This is a genomic window from Pseudoxanthomonas spadix (assembly GCF_003703395.1).
GTDB classification, from domain to species: domain Bacteria; phylum Pseudomonadota; class Gammaproteobacteria; order Xanthomonadales; family Xanthomonadaceae; genus Pseudoxanthomonas_A; species Pseudoxanthomonas_A spadix.
Genome location: NZ_RDQN01000003.1, coordinates 163,293 through 181,050, shown reverse-complemented (window position 1 = coordinate 181,050; position 17,758 = coordinate 163,293). Strand labels below are relative to the sequence as shown.

Annotated in this window: 15 protein-coding genes; 7 read left to right on the top strand and 8 right to left on the bottom strand. The window is 68.9% G+C overall.

Features of this window, described 5'->3' with window-relative positions; genetic code table 11:
- Window positions 1-31: 31 nt before the first annotated feature.
- The 3 genes from D9R12_RS06040 to D9R12_RS06030 all read right to left on the bottom strand — a co-directional run bounded on the left by D9R12_RS06040 (window position 32) and on the right by D9R12_RS06030 (window position 6,397).
- Window positions 32-3,265: an efflux RND transporter permease subunit gene (locus D9R12_RS06040; protein ID WP_122229055.1), complete on the bottom strand. Its 3,234-nt coding sequence runs from the start codon at window positions 3,263-3,265 to the stop codon at window positions 32-34.
- 85 nt (window positions 3,266-3,350) lie between these two features.
- Entirely contained in the window at window positions 3,351-4,571 is a 1,221-nt protein-coding gene (locus D9R12_RS06035; protein WP_122229053.1) for an efflux RND transporter periplasmic adaptor subunit, read from the bottom strand.
- A gap of 242 nt (window positions 4,572-4,813) precedes the next feature.
- Window positions 4,814-6,397: a transglycosylase SLT domain-containing protein gene (locus tag D9R12_RS06030; RefSeq protein ID WP_122229051.1), complete on the bottom strand. Its 1,584-nt coding sequence runs from the start codon at window positions 6,395-6,397 to the stop codon at window positions 4,814-4,816.
- Window positions 6,398-6,692: 295 nt separating this feature from the next.
- On the opposite strand from D9R12_RS06030, the gene D9R12_RS06025 reads away from it, so the two are divergent.
- The 4 genes from D9R12_RS06025 to D9R12_RS06010 all read left to right on the top strand — a co-directional run bounded on the left by D9R12_RS06025 (window position 6,693) and on the right by D9R12_RS06010 (window position 9,226).
- Window positions 6,693-7,154, top strand: coding sequence for a hypothetical protein (locus tag D9R12_RS06025; RefSeq protein WP_122229049.1), 462 nt, complete (start codon window positions 6,693-6,695; stop codon window positions 7,152-7,154).
- 365 nt (window positions 7,155-7,519) lie between these two features.
- Window positions 7,520-8,023 (top strand): transcription elongation factor GreB, encoded by a 504-nt coding sequence (gene greB / locus D9R12_RS06020; RefSeq protein ID WP_122229047.1) that lies wholly within the window; start codon window positions 7,520-7,522, stop codon window positions 8,021-8,023.
- Window positions 8,024-8,132: 109 nt separating this feature from the next.
- Window positions 8,133-8,804 (top strand): dienelactone hydrolase family protein, encoded by a 672-nt coding sequence (locus D9R12_RS06015; RefSeq protein ID WP_122229045.1) that lies wholly within the window; start codon window positions 8,133-8,135, stop codon window positions 8,802-8,804.
- Between the two features lie 14 nt (window positions 8,805-8,818).
- On the top strand, window positions 8,819-9,226 hold the full coding sequence (locus D9R12_RS06010; RefSeq protein WP_122229043.1) for an HIT domain-containing protein: 408 nt from the start codon (window positions 8,819-8,821) through the stop codon (window positions 9,224-9,226).
- A 55-nt stretch (window positions 9,227-9,281) separates the two neighbouring features.
- On the opposite strand, the gene dcd is transcribed toward D9R12_RS06010, so the two are convergent.
- On the bottom strand, window positions 9,282-9,851 hold the full coding sequence (gene dcd / locus D9R12_RS06005; RefSeq protein WP_122229041.1) for a dCTP deaminase: 570 nt from the start codon (window positions 9,849-9,851) through the stop codon (window positions 9,282-9,284).
- 77 nt (window positions 9,852-9,928) lie between these two features.
- The gene (gene apbC, locus D9R12_RS06000; RefSeq protein ID WP_043290440.1) at window positions 9,929-10,768 is read right to left on the bottom strand and encodes an iron-sulfur cluster carrier protein ApbC; all 840 of its coding nucleotides are present in this window, start codon (window positions 10,766-10,768) and stop codon (window positions 9,929-9,931) included.
- A gap of 123 nt (window positions 10,769-10,891) precedes the next feature.
- On the opposite strand from apbC, the gene D9R12_RS05995 reads away from it, so the two are divergent.
- The 3 genes from D9R12_RS05995 to rnfB all read left to right on the top strand — a co-directional run bounded on the left by D9R12_RS05995 (window position 10,892) and on the right by rnfB (window position 13,979).
- Window positions 10,892-11,338, top strand: coding sequence for a DUF2147 domain-containing protein (locus tag D9R12_RS05995; protein ID WP_122229039.1), 447 nt, complete (start codon window positions 10,892-10,894; stop codon window positions 11,336-11,338).
- A 113-nt stretch (window positions 11,339-11,451) separates the two neighbouring features.
- Window positions 11,452-13,518, top strand: coding sequence for a methionine--tRNA ligase (gene metG, locus D9R12_RS05990; protein WP_122229416.1), 2,067 nt, complete (start codon window positions 11,452-11,454; stop codon window positions 13,516-13,518).
- Window positions 13,519-13,568: 50 nt separating this feature from the next.
- On the top strand, window positions 13,569-13,979 hold the full coding sequence (gene rnfB / locus D9R12_RS05985) for an Rnf electron transport complex subunit RnfB (protein WP_244672011.1): 411 nt from the start codon (window positions 13,569-13,571) through the stop codon (window positions 13,977-13,979).
- A 42-nt stretch (window positions 13,980-14,021) separates the two neighbouring features.
- Here rnfB and D9R12_RS05980 read toward each other — a convergent pair whose 3' ends face one another.
- Genes D9R12_RS05980 through mutL form a run of 3 tightly spaced genes read right to left on the bottom strand, consistent with a single transcriptional unit; the run spans window position 14,022 to window position 17,726 of the window.
- Window positions 14,022-14,936 (bottom strand): TraB/GumN family protein, encoded by a 915-nt coding sequence (locus D9R12_RS05980; RefSeq protein ID WP_122229031.1) that lies wholly within the window; start codon window positions 14,934-14,936, stop codon window positions 14,022-14,024.
- 19 nt (window positions 14,937-14,955) lie between these two features.
- Window positions 14,956-15,894, bottom strand: coding sequence for a DUF1684 domain-containing protein (locus D9R12_RS05975; RefSeq protein WP_122229030.1), 939 nt, complete (start codon window positions 15,892-15,894; stop codon window positions 14,956-14,958).
- Entirely contained in the window at window positions 15,894-17,726 is a 1,833-nt protein-coding gene (gene mutL / locus D9R12_RS05970; RefSeq protein ID WP_122229028.1) for a DNA mismatch repair endonuclease MutL, read from the bottom strand. The genes D9R12_RS05975 and mutL overlap by 1 nt, the downstream gene beginning before the upstream one ends.
- Window positions 17,727-17,758: the final 32 nt, after the last annotated feature.

Genomic DNA, 17,758 nt, shown 5'->3' with positions numbered 1-17,758 from the left:
GGTTCGCGGTTGCGATCGCGTGGGGCGACCGTCAACCGGCCTCCGCTAGCGGCGCGCCATCGCCGGCCGCGCCCTGGTTGCGCCAGCGCTGCACGCGCTCGGAGAAGCGCTCCATGTACAGGTAGATCACCGGGGTGGTGTACAGGGTCACCAGCTGCGACAGCAGCAGGCCGCCGACGATGGACACGCCCAGCGGCTTGCGCAGCTCCGAGCCGATGCCATCGCCCAGCGCCAGCGGCAGCGCGCCCAGCAGCGCGGCGGCAGTGGTCATCATGATCGGGCGGAAGCGCAGCAGGCAGGCGCGGCGGATCGCATCGTGCGCGCTCATGCCCTCGCGGCGGGCATCGATGGCAAAGTCGATCATCATGATCGCATTCTTCTTGACGATGCCGATCAGCAGCACGATGCCGACGATGCCGTCCACCGACAGGCTCATCCCGCACAGCATCAGCGCCAGCAGCGCGCCGACGCCGGCCGGCGGCAGGGTCGAGATGATGGTGAGCGGGTGGATGTAGCTTTCGTACAGCACCCCCAGCACGATGTAGATCACCACCACTGCAGCGATCAGCAGCCAGACCACGTCGGACTGGCTGGAGGAGTACTCGGCGGCCTTGCCGATGAACTCGGTGCGCAACGTATCGGGCAGGTCGAGCTGCTCGCGCACCTGGTTGATCGCGGCCACCGCCTGGGAGAGCGAATAGCCGGGGGTGACGTTGAAGGAGACGGTCACCGCCGGCAGCTGCTGCTGGTGGCTGATCACCAGCGGCGTGGTGCCCACCTGCGAGGTAGCCAGCGCCGAGAGCGGGATCGCCCCACCGGTGCCCACATTGATGCCGATGTTGGCGTTGCCGATGCCGGTGGCGGTGGCCGAGTTGGACGAGGTCACCTGGCCCAGGGTGGTGGCGTTGCTGCCGGTCAGCGCGCCGCTGCCGTTGCTGGCCACCGCCAGTTTGTTCATGAGTGCCTCGCGGGTGCGGAATTCCGGCGCCACTTCCAGGACCACCCGGTACTGGTTGAGTGCGGTGAAGATGGTCGAGATCTGGCGCTGGCCGTAGGCGTCGTACAGGGTATCGTCGATGGTCTGCATCGGCACGCCCAGCGCGCTGGCGGTGTCGCGGTTGACGTTGATCATCAGCGCGCGGCCGGCATTGGCGGCGTTGTTGCCCACGTCCGACAGTTCCGGACGCTGGCGCAGCGCCTGGGTCACACGCTCGGCCTGGACCTGCAGCTCGGCCGAATCCACATCCGAAAGCGAGAACTGGTATTCGGTCGCCGCCACCCGCGTATCCAGGGTCACGTCCTGGACCGGCTTGAGGTACAGCGCCACGCCCGGGATGCCGGCCACGGCCTTGTGCAGGCGCGGCACGATCTGGTCCAGACCTTCGCGCTGGCTGCGCTCGGCCAGCACGATGCTGATCTGGCCCTGGTTGATGGTCGGATTCATGGTGCCGGCGCCGATGAAGGCAGCCACCCCGGTCACCGCCGGGTCCTTGCGCAGCGCCGTGGCCACAGCCTGGGTGCGCGCCTGCATCTGGTCGAAGGCCACGGTCTGGTCGGCCTGGACCACGCCGGTGATCAGGCCGGTGTCCTGCTCGGGCAGCAGCCCCTTGGGGATGGCGATGTACAGCAGGACCGTCGCCGCCACCGTGGCCAGGGCCACCACCAGGGTCAGGCGCTGGTGGGCCAGCACCCAGTCCAGGGTCCGCTCATACAGGCCGACCGTGCGCGACCACAGGTTCTGCCTGCCGGCGGCGTGGGTGCGCTCGTGCGCATCGTCGCCTTCGGGCAGCGCGTCGGGCTTGAGCAGGTAGGCGCACATCATCGGGGTCAGGGTCAGCGACACCAGCATCGAGATGACCACCGCGATCGACAGCACCCAGGCGAACTCGTGAAACAGCCGCCCGGTCACCCCCGGCATCAGCAGCAGCGGCAGGAACACCGCCACCAGCGAGATGGTCAGCGACAGCACGGTGAAGCCGATCTGCCGGGCGCCCTCCTCGGCCGCCTCCGGCCCGCTCTTGCCCTGTTCGATGTAGCGCACGATGTTCTCGATCATCACGATCGCATCGTCGACCACGAAGCCGGTGGCCACCACCAGCGCCATCAGCGACAGGTTGTCCAGGGACATGCCGGCAAAGGCCATCACCCCGAAGGTGCCCACCAGCGACAGCGGCACGGCGACCGAGGGAATGATCGTGGCCCACAGCCGACGCAGGAACACGAAGATCACCGCCACCACCAGGCCGATGGTGAGGATCAGGGTGAACTGCACCTCGTGCACCGAGGCGCGGATGGTCTCGGTGCGGTCGGAGAAGATGTCCAGCTTCACCTCAGCCGGCAGCACGCTCTGGAGCTGCGGCATCAGCGCGCGGATCGCGGCCACGGTCTGGACGATGTTGGCGCCTGGCTGGCGGCGGATCTCCAGCAGCACCGCCTGCTTGCCGTCGGCCCAGGCCGAGAGCTGGTCGTTCTCCACGCCATCGACCACCCTGGCCACATCGCCCAGGCGCACCGGCGCCCCGTTGCGGTAGCTGATGATGATGCTGTTGTAGCCGTTGGCGTCCTCGATCTGGTCGTTGGTGCCGATGCTGTAGGACTGGGTGACACCGTTGAGCGAGCCCTTGGGCGCGTTGACGTTGGCCTGGGTCAATGCGCTGCGCAGGTCTTCCAGGGTCAGGCCCATGCTGGACAACATGGCGGGATTGGCCTGGATGCGCACCGCCGGACGCACGTTGCCGGCGATGGAGACCAGGCCCACGCCCGGCACCTGCGACAGGCGCTGGGCCAGGATCGAGTCGGCGTAGCGGTTGACCTCGCGCAGCGGCAGCGTGTCCGAGGTCAGCTTCAGGGTGAGGATCGCCGCGTCGGCCGGGTTCACCCGGTTGTAGGTGGGCTGGTAGGGCAGGCCGCTGGGCAGCGTGGCCTGGCGGATGGCCGACTGCACGTCCTGGGAGGCGACGTCGATATCGCGCTCCATCGAGAACTGCAGCACGATCGTGGACAGCCCGGCCGAGGAGTCGGAGGTCATCATCTCCATGCCGGAGATCTGGCCCAGCTGGCGCTCCAGCGGGGTGGTCACCAGCGCGGCCATGGTCGCCGCGCTGGCGCCCGGATACTGGGTGGTCACCACCAGGCTGGGCGAATCGATTTCCGGCAGCGCCGAGACCGGCAGGCTGCGGTAGCCCAGGATGCCCAGCAGCATCACCCCGATCATCAGGAGCGTGGTCGCGATGGGGCGGCGGATGAAGATGCTGGAGAAGCCCAAGGGAAGTCCGTCCTGTCAGATCGTCGTGCAGCCGCGCCGAAGGCGGCGCACCTGCGCTGCCGAGGCAGCGCAGGCGTGGGGTGGATCAGCGCGGCGGACCGCCACGGCGGCCACCGCGCTGGCCCTGGATGGCCTGCTGCAGCTCCTGCTCGGTCGGCTCCGGCGGCGCCTGGCCAGGCTTGAGCGCATTGACCCTGGCGTCGGGCTTGAGCCGGAACTGGCCTTCGGTGACCACCCGGTCGCCGGCCTTCAGGCCCTTGGTGACCACGATGTGGGTATCGCCCACTTCCACCCCGGTGATCACATTGGTCATCCTGACCGTGTTGTCGGGCTGGACCACGTACACATAATCGCTGTCCGGGCCGCGCTGCACCGCCTGGGTCGGCACCACCAGCCCGCCCCTGATGACGGCCACCTGCAGGCGCACGTTGATGAACTGGCCCGGCCACAGCACATGATCGGTGTTGGGGAAACGCGCGCGCAGGCGGAAGGTGTTGGTGTCGGTGCTGACCTGATTGTCGACCACGTCCAGGACCCCGTCGCTGGCGATCACGTGCTGGTCGGTGCTGTCCAGCGCGGCCACGACCGCCTCGCCCCTGGCCTGGGCCGCGCGCACCGCGCTCAGGTCCTGCGCCGGCAGGCTGAAGGAGGCATAGATCGGTTCGACCTGGGTAATGGTCACGATCGTGGTACTGGTGTTGACGATATTGCCCACGTCCACGCCGCGAATGCCGGCAATGCCGTCCAGCGGCGAGATGATGTTGGTGTACTGCAGCTGCACGCTGGCCGCCTGCATGGCCGCATCGGCCGCGGCCACGCCGGCCTGGTACTGGGCAACCAGGTTCTTCTGGGTATCAATGTCGGTGCGTGCCACGTACGGCGCGTAGGCCGGATCGGTCAGGCGCGCGTAGGTGTCGCGCGCGGTCTGCAACTGGGCCTGGTTCTGCTTCTTGGCCGCGGCGGCCTGGTCGTAGGCGGCCTGCAGCTCGCGCGGATCGATCCGGGCCAGCACCTGGCCCTTCCTGACCGGCTGGCCCTCGCTGAACTCCAGGCTCATCAGGCGCCCGCTGGTCTGCGGATTGATGGTGACCGTGTTGAGCGCGGTCACCGTGCCGGTGGCGCTGAGGTACACCGGCACATCCTGGGTGGTCACCGACTCGACGGTCACCGGCACCGGCCTGGTGCTGTCCTGGCCGCCCTGCCTGGTCTCCTCCGGCGCGCCCTTCCTGCCGCATGCGCGCAGGCCAAATGCCACGACCGCCACCAACACGACCACCGCCAGGGCGATCTTCCATTTACGCGACATGCAATGATTCTCCGGATGGGGGGGCCGCACGCCCCCCGGCGACAGGCCACAAGGTTACCGGCAGTGAACGCAGCTGCCTGCATGACTGATGACAGGGGCACGGCCGCGTCAACGGCATTCGTTCAGCCAACCCAGGCGCCTTGCCACCGCGCTGACACCTGCGCGCCCCTGCACGCTGCGGCAGCAAGGCGCCCCGCGTCCGGTCGCCAGATGTCGCGGTCGGCGGCGGCTACCGGATCAGCTCAGCGATCGCAGCCGGTCAGCTTGAGCTGCTGACCGGGCTTGAGCACATAGGATGGCGCGCGCAGGCCGTTGGCCCTGGCCAGTTCCCTGGTGTCGCACTGGAACTTGCCCACGATCCTGCCCAGGGTGTCGCCGCGGGCGACCTTGTAGCTGCGGACCTGCGCGGCCGTGGGCTTGGCCGGCCTGGGCGCACCAGTGGCCACGGTGGTGGGCACCCCGACCGGCACGCCGCTGACATCGCCCACGGCCACGCGCGTGGTGCGGGGACTGTCGTCCCTGATGGCCGAATCGACTGTGGCGGTGACCAGGGTGTGGGCCAGCTCGGCGGTCGGGCCCTTGACGCACTGGCGGTTGTACAGCCGGACCATGTGCGAGCTGGCGTTGATCGTGGTCCCGGCCGGGATCCAGGTTTCGGCCTGGTAGCGCGGGTTGAGATTGCGCAGCGCGCGCATGAAGCCCTCGCGGGTACGACCGTTGCCCAGGCAGATGGTCAGCTCGTAGATCGAGGCGGTGCGTGCCAGTTTCAGCGGCGCCGGGCTGGCGTCGACCTTGGGAAATTTCAGCCCGTACTGCCTGGGATGCAGGTACAGCCAGGCCGCGGCGATCACCATCGGCACGTAGTCCTGGGTTTCGGCCGGGAACTGGCGGTACACGTCCGCATCCCAGAAGCTGGCGCCGGGGCGGTCGCGATAAATCCGCGCGGCGCGGCCTTCGCCGCCGTTGTAGGCGGCCAGGGCAAACTCGATGTTGCGGTCCAATTCGCCCATGCGCTCGTTCATGTACGCGGCCGCCGCCTCGGTCGCCGCGTACGGATCAAAGCGCGTATCGAAGCCGGTCCCGTCCTGGCCCAGCCCGAAGCGGCTGCCGGTGGCCGGCATGAACTGCATCAGCCCGGCCGCGCCGGCGCGCGAACTGACATGCACCCGGCCATTGGATTCCTTGGCCATGATCCCGAACAGCAGCGCCTCGGGCAGCCCGGTGGCCTGCCAGGCCGGCAGCATCTGCGGACGCAGGTTCTGGTAGTTCTCGTAGCTGTCGATCAGGGTGCCGCGCATGTCGGTCAGCCAGCGGCGGATGCCGGCCTGCACGGCCGGGTTGTAGGCAACCATCGAATCGAACCGATGGCGCTGGTCGTCCAGCAGCCGCGTGGTCCGGGCCGAGTCGGGGATGTTGGAATCGGCCGGGACGCTGTGGTCGCTGCCATCGTCCAGCGGATCGTCGCTGGTGTTCTCGCCGACCAGGTCGTCGCCTTCGGCATCGGATTGGGCGTCCACCTTTTCCTTGAGCAGGCGCTTATAGCTGGCCAGCAGGGTGTGGATCTGGCAACCCTTCTGCCTGGCGCAGGCATCCAGCACGTCCTCCATGTCCTCCAGCGCCGCGTCGCCTTCGGCCTGACCCTTGGGATCGCTGTTGGAGGCCAGCACCAGGGCATCGGTGTAGCGCTTCTCGGCGGCCTGCATGCGTTGGGCCAGGGCGTCGGCGGCCGCCTGGTCCCTGGCCGAGACCCGTGCCAGGGCCGCTGTGGACAACGGCAGCAGGACGAGCGCGGCAAGCAGCGGCACGGCGCGGAGCGAAACGGGCATCAGACACACGACACAGGCAAACACGGTTCGGCAGGGTAGCCGTGGTCGCAGCGCAGCGGCAAGGGTCGCAGGCGACCGGCCCGGCAGCGGCCGGTCGGGATCGGGGCCGGCGGCCGCAGTCGGCGCACCGCTGGCTGCCAACTGCTGGCTGCCAACTGCGCCTAGAATCGAAACGACTTCGCGAAATAGAGCCTCCATGGACCCGATCCTGCCGGGCACCGGCGTTAGCCAAAGCTGCCGCACGCCTCTGCCCTCAGGTGCGTTGAAGAAACCGTGCCACACAAGGAACCGCCGCATGACCGTGCTCCGCCTGCCCCTGCTCGCCGTCACCGTCGCACTTGCCCTGGCCGCCTGCAAACCGGCCGACGCGCCGCAGGCCTCGACGCCGCCCCAGACCAAGGCCACCACCACGCCGGCCGCAACCACGCCCGGCACCGACGCCACCAGCGCCGTGGACCAGGCGCCGGCCGCCGAAGTCACCGACAAGGCCGGCGTGGTGATCGATGCGAAGGCCCTGGCTGGCGAATTCGAAGGCAATGGCTCCACGCTCATCCTCGAGGCCGACGGCGCCTATACCCAGACCCTGAATGCCGGTGGCGCCCAGCTCAGCAGCAGCGGCACCTGGTCGGCGGCTGGCCCGGGCCTGCTGCTCCTGGACCCGCAGGACAAGGCCGCGCAGGACGTGCACTTCGAGGTGGTTTCGGCCGACGAGCTGCACAGCCAGGACGGTACCTACACCTTCAAGCGTGCGCGCTGAAGCGACCCGCCAGCGGCGCAGGGGGCTCGGCACGGCTGCCGAACGCGTCATCGGGTTGACGATTGCGCCAGGCGAAGGCGGACCACACCGTCGGCGCTGTGCAGGGAGATGGAAGGATTTGAGGCATGCACCCGCCGGCGCAGCGCGCGGCCTGCGGCCACTCAAACCGTTCCGGGCCCGGCTCCGAACTTTTTTGCACTGTTCCCTGCCCGGCACCGCGTCGGTGGCCGCGGTCGCCCTGCCGCCGTGCACGCTGAGCGGACCGGTTTGCTGGCGTGTCGGCGCCTTGCACCGACGCCGCGTCCGGGTACACGCACACGCCGTAAAATCGGCGCCATCTTCCGCAACACCTCGTCCCATCACGCATGAGCCGTTGGCGCCCGCCTGCCGAAAAAAGCACCGCCCTGATCACTCCCGCCGGCCACGCCACGCTCAAGGCCGAGCTGGAGCAGCTGTGGCGGGTGCGCCGGCCCGAGGTGGTCAAGGCGCTGGCCGCCGCTGCGGCCGAGGGCGACCGCTCGGAGAACGCCGAGTACACCTACCGCAAGAAACAGCTGGGCGAGATCGACCGCCGCGTGCGCTACCTGAGCAAGCGCCTGGAGGCCCTGCGCGTGGTCGCCGGGCCACCGTCGGACCCGCAGGCCGTGTTCTTCGGCGCCCTGGTGGAACTGGAAGACCTCCAAACCGGGCAGACCGCGCGCTACCGCGTCGTCGGCCCGGATGAGACCGACGCGGCGCTGGGCCACATCAGCATCGATTCGCCGCTGGCCCGGGCCATGCTCAGGAAGAGGGTGGACGACCAGTTCGAAGTGGCCCTGCCCGGGCGCAACGGCAGCTTCGTGATCGTGGCCGTGTCCTACGCCGGCTGAGCGTGCATCTGCGCCCGGCGCGACGCACTGACGGCAGTCCCGCAACGGAACCGTACTGCGCGGTCATTTAGACTCCGCGTCCCACATCCTGCTTGAAGAGGGACAGCCCATGGGTCAATGGATCACGCTCACCACCTCCAAGGGGCCGGTGGCCGCCTGGCAGGCCGAACCGGCGGGTGCGCCGCGCGGCGGCCTGGTCGTCATCCAGGAAGTCTTCGGCGTGACCGAACACATCCGCAACGTGGCCGAGCAGTACGCCGCCGAAGGCTACCTGGCGATCGCGCCGGCGTTCTTCGACCTGGTCGAGCCCGGCCTGGAACTGCCCTATGACCAGGCCGGCACCCAGCGCGGCCTGGAGATCGCCAACACCATCGGCCTGGATGCCGCAGTGGACGTGGTGGAGATCGCGGCCCGGGCCGCGCGCACGGCGACGGGCCAGGACAAGGTTGCCACGGTCGGCTATTGCTGGGGCGGGACGGTGGCCCTGCTCGCCGCCCAGCGCCTGGCCCTGCCCAGCATCAGCTACTACGGCGGCCGCAACGGCGATTTCCTGGACCAGCCGCTCAAGGCGCCGGTGCAGTTCCACTTCGGCGAGCTGGACCCGTACATCACCGCCGACATCGTCCAGGCCCAGCGCAAGGCCTGGCCGGACATGGAGGTGTTCACCTACCCGGCCAACCACGCCTTCAACCGCGACGCCAGTCCGGCGGTGTACGACCCGGCCAGCGCCAGGACCGCCTTTGCCCGTGCGCTGGCGTTCCTGCGCAAACACGTCGGCTGATCGGATCGGCGCAGGTGCGCGATTTCAGCCTGGACCCGCGCCTGGCCGCCGACAGCGTGTTCGTCGCCGACGGGCCGCTGTCGCAGGTGCGGCTGATGAACGATGCGCGCTTTCCCTGGCTGCTGCTGGTGCCACGCCTGGCCGATGCCAGCGAATGGATCGAGCTGGACGGGGCCCAGCAGCGCCTGCTGCTGGCCGAGGTCAACCAGGTCGGCCAGCTGCTGCGGGCCCGGCCCGGCGTGGAGAAACTCAACATCGGCGCGCTGGGCAACAGCGTGCGCCAGCTGCACGTGCACCTGGTCGGCCGCCACACCGGCGACCCCGCCTGGCCGGGCCCGGTCTGGGGCAGCGGCACCCCGCAACGCCACAGTGCGCAGGCGCTGGAACAACAACTGAGCCACTGGCGCGCCTTGCTGGGCTGATTCCCGGACGCCAGAGCGGCGCCGTTCACCTCGCAAAGCAGCGGTCACTACAAGCTCAGGTCCGCGGCAGGGTCACCCCGGTCTGGCCCTGGTACTTGCCGCCGCGGTCCTTGTAGCTGGTCTGGCAGACCTCGTCGGACTCGAAGAACAGCATCTGCGCCACGCCTTCGTTGGCGTAGATGCGCGCCGGCAGCGGCGTGGTGTTGGAAAACTCCAGGGTCACGTGGCCTTCCCACTCCGGCTCCAGCGGAGTGACGTTGACGATGATCCCGCAGCGCGCGTAGGTGCTCTTGCCAAGGCACACCACCAGGGTGCTGCGCGGGATGCGGAAATACTCCACCGTGCGCGCCAGCGCGAAACTGTTGGGCGGGATGATGCACACATCCGACTCCACGTCCACGAAGCTGCCGCTGTCGAAGTGCTTCGGGTCGACGATGGTGGAGTTGATGTTGGTGAACACCTTGAATTCACGCGAGCAGCGCACGTCGTAGCCGTAGCTGGAAGTGCCGTAGCTGACGATGCGATGGCCCTGTGCATCGTGCTTGACCTGGCCCGGCTCGAACGGCTCGATCATGCCGTGCTCTTCGGCCATGCGCCTGATCCAGCGGTCGGACTTGATGCTCATGCGGTGTGGGGTTCCCGTGGCAGTACGGTGGGTAAGCCGGGCATTGTAAGGGGGCCACGGCCGGCCATAGCGGACTTTCAGAGCAGCGAGGACGCGATCGGCATGGCCGCGCGCGGGCGCTTGTCCAGCTCGGCCACCAGTGCTGCCGCCACCTGGCGATAGGCCTGGGCCACGGCCGAATCCGGCGCGGCCACCAGCACCGGCTCGCCGGCATCGCCCTGCTCGCGGATGCGCACGTCCAACGGCAGCGAGCCCAGCAGCGGCACGCCATAGGCGGCGGCCATCGCCTGCCCGCCGCCCTGGCCGAACAGGTGCTCGACGTGCCCGCAGTTGCTGCACACGTGCTGGGCCATGTTCTCCACGATGCCCAGCACGGCCACGTTGACCTTTTCGAACATCTTCAGCGCCTTGCGCGCATCCAGGGTGGCGATCTCCTGCGGGGTGGTCACGATCACCGCGCCGGCCACCGGGATCTTCTGCGACAGGGTCAGCTGGATGTCGCCGGTGCCCGGCGGCAGGTCGACCAGCAGGTAGTCCAGATCGCCCCACAGGGTGTCGTTGAACAACTGGGTCAGGGCCCCGGTGGCCATCGGCCCGCGCCAGACCATCGGCGTGTCCGGATCGATCAGCAGGCCGATCGACATCGCTTCCAGGCCAAACGCCCGCAGCGGTTCGATCGACTTGTTGTCCGGGCTCTCCGGCCGCCCCGACAGCCCCAGCATGGCCGGAATGCTCGGCCCGTAGATGTCCGCGTCCAGCACGCCGACCCTGGCTCCGGTGGCCGCCAGGGCCAGCGCCAGATTCACCGCCGTGGTCGACTTGCCCACCCCGCCCTTGCCGGAGCCGATGGCGATGACGTTGCGGACGCGGGGATGGGGCTGCAGGCCGCCCTGGGGCTGGTGTGCGCGAGTGTTCATGGCGCCATTGTCCTTGGAAGTGCCCACATGTGCGAGACGCCTGGAGGCAGCCATCGCTGGATGGTCCCACCACACGCCCCGCTACGGTATAAAGCATCACCACTCAACCCCGGGAGGGGAGTCATGCGCAAGACCAAGCTGATCATGTTGTCCCTGCTGGCCCTGGCCGGCGCGTGTTCGGCGGCGATGGCCGCCGATGGCGCCGTTGGCCGCTGGAAGACCATCGACGACAAGACCGGCGAGGTGAGGTCGATCGTGGAGATCAGCCAGGCCAGCGACGGCAGCGGCCTGACCGGCAAGGTGGTGGAGATCCTCAAGTCGGACGACGGGCCCAACCCGCTGTGCAAGGCCTGCACCGGCGAGCGCAAGGACAAGCCGATCAAGGGCATGACCATTCTGTGGCATCTCAAAGCGGACGGCGCCAATGAATGGGCCGGCGGCACGATCCTGGACCCGAACAACGGCAAGACCTACAAGTCCAAGCTGGAGCTGCAGCCGGGCGGCAAGAAGCTGGACGTCTCCGGCTGCATCGCCTTCATCTGCCGCGCCCAGACCTGGGTGCGCGAATGACGCATCGCCGCAGCGCTTGACCAGGACGGCCCGGCCTTGATCCGGGCCGTCCCGCTTCCGAAGGCCTGCGCGGTGCCCATGCGATAATCGGCGACCCCAGCCGCTTGATCGCCATGACCCGCACCGCACTCGTCAGTACTGCCCTGCCCTACGCCAACGGCCCCCTGCACCTGGGCCACCTGGTCGGCTACATCCAGGCCGATGTGTGGGTGCGCGCCCGCCGCCTGCGCGGCGACAAGACCTTCTTCGTCTGCGCCGACGACACCCACGGCACCCCGATCATGCTGGCCGCCGAACAGGCCGGGGTCACCCCCGAAGCCTTCATCGCCAACATCCAGGCCAGCCACGAGCGCGACTTTGCCGCCTTCGGCGTGGCCTTCGACAACTACGACTCGACCAATGGCGAGACCAACCGCGAGTTGACCGAAGGCTTCTACACCAGGCTGGAACAGGACGGCCACATCAGCCGCCGCAGCGTGGCCCAGTTCTACGACACCGCCAAGGGCATGTTCCTGCCGGACCGCTACATCAAGGGCACCTGCCCCAACTGCGGCAGCGCCGACCAGTACGGCGACAACTGCGAGCACTGCGGCGCCACCTACGCCCCGACCGAACTGATCCAGCCGCGCTCGGTGCTGTCCGGCGTGCCGCCGGAGATCCGCGATTCGGAGCACTTCTTCTTCGAGGTCGGCCACTTCGACGGTTTCCTGCGGCAGTGGCTGGCCGGCGAGGTCGCCCGCCCCGGGGTCAAGGCCAAGCTGATGGAATGGCTGGATGCCGAAGGCGGCCTGCGTGCGTGGGACATCTCGCGCGATGCGCCGTATTTCGGCTTCCAGATTCCCGGCCATCCGGGCAAGTACTTCTACGTCTGGCTGGACGCGCCGATCGGCTACCTGTCCAGCTTCAAGAACCTGTGCGCGCGCATCGGCGAGGACTTCCAGTCGCACCTGGCCGCCGGTACCCAGACCGAGCTGCACCATTTCATCGGCAAGGACATCGTCAACTTCCACGGCCTGTTCTGGCCGGCGGTGCTGCACGGCACCGGCCACCGCCCGCCCACGCGCCTGCACGTCAACGGCTACCTGATGATCGACGGCGCCAAGATGTCCAAGTCGCGCGGTACTTTCGTCATGGCCCGGACCTACCTGGATGTGGGCCTGGAGCCGGAAGCACTGCGCTATTACTTCGCGGCCAAGTCCTCCGGCGGCACCGACGACCTGGACCTGAACCTGGGCGATTTCGTCGCCCGCGTGAACGCGGACCTGGTCGGCAAGTTCGTCAACCTGGCCAGCCGCTGCGCCGGCTTCATCGGCAAGCGCTTCGACGGCAAGCTGGCCGACGCGCTGCCCGACCCCGCCCAGTACACCCGCTTCGTCCAGGCCCTGGCACCGATCCGCGAGGCCTACGAGCGCAACGATGCCGCCGCGGCGATTCGCCAGATCATGGCGCTGGCCGACGAGGCCAACCGGTACATCGACGAGCAAAAGCCATGGGTCATCGCCAAGCAGGAAGGCGCACACGCCCAGCTGCAGGCCGTGTGCAGCCAGGGCCTGAACCTGTTCAGGGTGCTGGCGGCCGCGCTCAAGCCGGTGCTGCCGCGCACCAGTGCCGAAGCCGAGGCCTTCCTGTCCGCGCCCGTGCAGACCTGGGCCGACCTGGACGCACCGCTGACCGCGCACGTCATCCAACCCTACACGCCGCTGTTCACCCGCATTGATCCGAAACTGATCGACGCCATGACCGAGGCTTCCACGGATACCCTCGCCACCCCGCCTGCGCTGGCGGCCAAGCCGCAGGACAAGAACAAGGACACCGTGCAGGCTCCGGCGCCTGCCGCGGACGGCGCGGCCTTCATCGGCATGGACGATTTCGCCAGGCTCGACCTGCGCGTCGGCAAGGTGCTGGCCTGCGAATTGGTCGAAGGCTCGGACAAGCTGCTGCGCTTCGAACTGGATGCAGGCGCGCTGGGCAAGCGCCAGATTTTCTCCGGCATCCGCGCCAGCTACGGCGAGCCGGAAAAACTGGTCGGCCGCAGCGTGGTGTTCATCGCCAACCTGGCCCCGCGCAAGATGCGCTTCGGGGTGAGCGAAGGGATGATCCTGTCGGCCGGTTTCGACGGCGACGCGCTGGCGCTGCTCAGTGCCGACGACAGCGCCCAGCCCGGCATGCCGGTGCGCTGAGCGCATCGCTGCTGCGGCGCACCGTGCAGCCTTCGCCAGCCGTGAGCGCCTTGCCTGCCGACCTGGTCGAACGCCTGGACCGCCTGCTGCCGCAGACCCAATGCGGCCAATGCGGTTTCGACGGCTGTCGTCCCTATGCCCAGGCCATGGCCCGCGGCGAAGCCGGCGTGGAGCGTTGCCCGCCGGGCGGTGACGAGGGCGCCCGCGCCCTGGCACGGCTGCTCAAGGTCCCGGTGCAGCCTTTCGATCGCCAGCGCGGTCAGCACCTGCCACCGCAGGTCGCATTGATCACGGAGGCCGACTGCATCGGCTGCACCAAGTGCATCCAGGCCTGTCCGGTAGATGCCATCGTCGGCGGCGCCAAGTTCATGCACACCGTGCTGGAGGACCTGTGCACCGGCTGTGGGCTGTGCCTGCCGCCATGCCCGGTGGACTGCATCCAAATGGTGCCGGCGGCCTGAGAGGCTGATTCGAAGTGGACACCGGCCGGGCTGGGCGCTCGATCAATCCGCTTGCTTGCAGGCCTTGCAGATCCGCTCCACCGCGTAGCCCCTGGCCCGCAGCTTCTCGACCACCCCGTCGCTGCCCAGCAGGTGCAGGGCGCCGACCACGACCAGGGTGTCCTCGTGCCCGGGACCATCGAGGCGGGCCTGGAGTTTGGGTAGCCAGGCGTCGTTGCGGGCGACGTTGATGCGCTGATAGAGCGCCGGGTACTGGCGCTTCATGTCGGCGGCCAGGCCCTCGCTGAGGGCCTGCACGTCGCCGGCGCGCCAGGCCGCGTGCAGGCGCTGGGTTTCGCGGACGCCGCTGCTGCCGGCATCGTCCAGGGTCTCGGCCATGTACTGCTCCTGTTCGGCCGGCGACATGCCATCGAGCATGTCGATCTGCTCCTGGCCCAGTTCCAGGCCGGCCACCGGCTTGCCTTCCTGCCTGGCCAGGTTGCCGAAATGCAGGTCCAGGCCGAGCTGCGCATCCAGGCCCTGCCTGGCCATCTCCTGCAGGCTGATGGAGGTGGCCACCAGCCACGGCTCCAGGTGCTGCAGTGAATCCAGCGGCAGGTTGTTGGCCTGCGCATAGGCCTGCAACGCCTTCCAGGTGGCTGGCTTGAGGTGGCGCTGCAGCGAATCGCCCGCCGGCAGCTGCGCGGCGGCCAGCATGGCCTGGCCCAGCGCGGGCGAATCCAGTTCCTCCGGGGACAGCTCCAGCAGCAGCTGCTCGGCGTCGGCGAAGGCCGCCTGCACCTCGGGCGCGAGCGGATAGTCCTGCGGCGTAAGCAGGTGGAAGGAGCCCAGCAGGTACAGCGTGTGCTGGCCATGGCTGACCTTCCACAGCAGCGGCACCGGCGGCGCCACGGACGCAGCGAAGGACCACGCTGCCACACACAGCAGGCCGGTCAGCACACAACAACGCAGGAACATGCCTTGCAATCGCCTTGAGTCAGTGCGAGCCCACCGGCCCGGTGTAGATCTTCTCGCCCGCATCGACCAGCAGGTCCAGCCGGTTTTCGGCCGGCGGCAACGGACAGGTCGCAAAGCGGGTGAACACGCACGGCGGGTTGTAGGCGCGGTTGAAGTCCAGGACGACCTTGCCCGATGCATCGGCCGCCGGCGCGTCCAGGAACCGCCCGGCCGGATACGAGCCATGCCCGCTGGTGCGGTCGGCCATGACCAGGAACAGACCGCCGTCCTCGCCCTCCATCGCGGTCAGCCGGTACGGCCTGCCATCGCGCTCAAACTCGATCACGCCCGGGCTGGGCGCGGCCACGGTATTGCCCACCATGTCGGTGAAGGTCAACGTGCTGCCCGGCGCGCTGGCGATGAACCTGCCCTGGATTCGCCACGACGGGTCGGGCGGCCAGTATTCAAGCGCGGTGAACTGCAGCCGCGCCGGTGCGTTGGCGCTCTTGATCCGCAGGCCCAGGCGCGAGCCGCGGCGGATCAGGGTCATCTGGTTGGCACCGTCATCGAAGCCGATCACCGTCGCCTTGCCGGACTGGTCGTCGATCAACTGGATGCGGCGGGTCAGCGGCTGGTCGTCGGCGGTCATCGCCACGCCGCGCTCGGGCGTGAAGTACACCTTGCCGCCCAGCTGCTGGACCAGGCCCAGCCTGGGCGGGCCGACTTCCAGCCTGATGCCGCTGCCGGGACCGCTGCCGATGTAGTGGGATTTCAGTTCCAGCCAGTGCAGGCCGACCAGGCTGGTCCAGCCATCGGGCGCCAGCAGCGCGTTGCGCCGCTCGGTCTGCCAGATGGCGTTGTCGGCCAGGAAGGTGGTGTCGGCAGTCGGCGCCTGTTCCGCCTGTGGCGCGGGCTTGTCGCTGCAGCCTGCCAGCACCAGGGCCAGCGCGACCAGGCATGCTTCCGTCGCGCGTTTCATCAGCGTCCCCGTCGAAACCACTTGTCGATTTCGGCCAGGCCGAAATGTGCCCAGGTCGGGCGTCCGTGATTGCACTGGCCGGAGCGCTCGGTGATTTCCATGTCGCGCAGCAGTGCGTTCATTTCGGGCAAGGTCAGCCTGCGGTTGGCGCGCACCGCGCCGTGGCAGGCCATGGTGGACAGCAGTTGGTCGCGCGCGGCGGCCACGCGCCGGCTCTGGCCATGTTCGCGCAGGTCGGCCAGCACGTCGCGCAGCAGCGCGCCGGGTTCGGCATGGGCCAGCAATGCCGGCACGCTGCGCACGATCAGGGTCTGCGGGCCGCTGCGGGTGAGGTCGAAACCCAGTTCGGTCAGGGTGGCCGCTTCGCGCTCGGCGACATCGGCTTCGCGTTCGGCCACGGCCAGGGTCATCGGCACCAGCAAGGGCTGCGCGGTCAGGCCGATGCCGTCGTGCGCGCTCTTCAGGCGTTCATAGCCGATGCGCTCGTGCGCGGCGTGCATGTCGACCACGATCAGGCCCTGCGCGTTTTCGGCCAGGATGTAGATGCCGTGCAGCTGGGCCAGCGCGTAGCCCAGCGGTGGAGTGCCGCCTTCGCCATCGTTGGCTGGCATCGGCGACACCGGCGCCGGTTCGGCGGTGCGCGGCGACGGACTGTTGTACAGCGCCGCATACGCGCTGGGGGCATCGGCCACGCGCAGGCCCAGTGGCGACTGCCGGGCGCCGGTCCACTGCAGGGGCTGCGGCAGCGCCGCCGCTGCGGGCACGCCGTAGGCCGCCTGCGCGAACGGCATCGCCTGCACCGGCGCCTGCTCGACGCCGCCGGCCACGCCGGCGCGCGTTGCGGCCAGCGCTTCGTGCAGGGTGCGGTGGACGAAGTCGTGGATCATGCGCGACTCGCGGAAGCGCACCTCGTGCTTGGCCGGATGCACGTTGACATCCACCCGCGCCGGATCCAGCTCCAGGAACAGCACATAGGCCGGCTGGCGGCCGTGATGGAGCACGTCCTGATAGGCCAACCTGACCGCGTGGGCGATGTTGCGGTCGCGCACCGGGCGGCCGTTGACGTAGAGGTACTGCTGGTCGGCACTGGCGCGCGAATAGGCCGGCTGCGCAATCCAGCCGTGCAGGCGCAGGCCGGCAGCACTGTGCTCCACGCGCAGCGCCTGGCTGGCGAAATCCTGACCCAGGGTTTCGTGCAGGCGCAGGGCCGGCTCGGCCTGACTGCCGCCCTTGTAGCGACGCGAGGCCCGGCCGTTGTGCGAGACGCGCAGCTCCACGTCCGGCCGCGCCAATGCCAGCGAGCGCAGCCATTCTTCGATATGGCCTAGTTCGGTGCGTTCGGCGCGCAGGAACTTGCGCCTTGCCGGCACGTTGTAGAACAGCTCGCGCACTTCCACCGTGGTGCCCTGCCCGTGCTGGCACGGACCGACCTGGCCAAGGCGGCCGCCGTCGACCTGCAGGGTCGCGCCGTGTGCGTCATGGGCACGGCGCGAGCTCAGCGACAGGCGGCTGACCGAGGCGATCGACGGCAGCGCTTCGCCACGGAAGCCGAGCGTGGCCACGGCTTCCAGATCGTCCAGCGAGGCGATCTTGCTGGTGGCGTGGCGCGAGAGCGCCAGCGCCAGCTCCTCAGGGGCGATGCCGCCGCCGTCGTCGCGGATCCGGATCAGGCCGATGCCGCCTTCCTCCAGATCGATGTCGACCCGCTGCGCGCCGGCGTCCAGGGCGTTTTCCACCAGCTCCTTGACCACCGAGGCGGGTCGTTCGACCACTTCACCGGCGGCGATCTGGTTGATCAGGGTCTCGGGCAGCTGGCGGATCGGCACGGGCATCACGCGCACGCGGCGCGAAGGAGAAAAGCCAG

What these genes read in the sequence shown, in the direction of transcription:
- dcd (WP_122229041.1), bottom strand. Translation starts at nt 9,851, where the DNA reads ATGAGCATCAAGTCCGACCGCTGGATCAGGCGCATGGCCGAAGAGCAC.
- D9R12_RS05995 (WP_122229039.1), top strand. Translation starts at nt 10,892, where the DNA reads ATGCGCAAGACCAAGCTGATCATGTTGTCCCTGCTGGCCCTGGCCGGC.
- greB (WP_122229047.1), top strand. Translation starts at nt 7,520, where the DNA reads ATGAGCCGTTGGCGCCCGCCTGCCGAAAAAAGCACCGCCCTGATCACT.
- D9R12_RS06030 (WP_122229051.1), bottom strand. Translation starts at nt 6,397, where the DNA reads ATGCCCGTTTCGCTCCGCGCCGTGCCGCTGCTTGCCGCGCTCGTCCTG.
- D9R12_RS05975 (WP_122229030.1), bottom strand. Translation starts at nt 15,894, where the DNA reads ATGAAACGCGCGACGGAAGCATGCCTGGTCGCGCTGGCCCTGGTGCTG.
- metG (WP_122229416.1), top strand. Translation starts at nt 11,452, where the DNA reads ATGACCCGCACCGCACTCGTCAGTACTGCCCTGCCCTACGCCAACGGC.
- D9R12_RS06025 (WP_122229049.1), top strand. Translation starts at nt 6,693, where the DNA reads ATGACCGTGCTCCGCCTGCCCCTGCTCGCCGTCACCGTCGCACTTGCC.
- D9R12_RS06035 (WP_122229053.1), bottom strand. Translation starts at nt 4,571, where the DNA reads ATGTCGCGTAAATGGAAGATCGCCCTGGCGGTGGTCGTGTTGGTGGCG.
- apbC (WP_043290440.1), bottom strand. Translation starts at nt 10,768, where the DNA reads ATGAACACTCGCGCACACCAGCCCCAGGGCGGCCTGCAGCCCCATCCC.
- D9R12_RS06015 (WP_122229045.1), top strand. Translation starts at nt 8,133, where the DNA reads ATGGGTCAATGGATCACGCTCACCACCTCCAAGGGGCCGGTGGCCGCC.
- D9R12_RS05980 (WP_122229031.1), bottom strand. Translation starts at nt 14,936, where the DNA reads ATGTTCCTGCGTTGTTGTGTGCTGACCGGCCTGCTGTGTGTGGCAGCG.
- mutL (WP_122229028.1), bottom strand. Translation starts at nt 17,726, where the DNA reads ATGCCCGTGCCGATCCGCCAGCTGCCCGAGACCCTGATCAACCAGATC.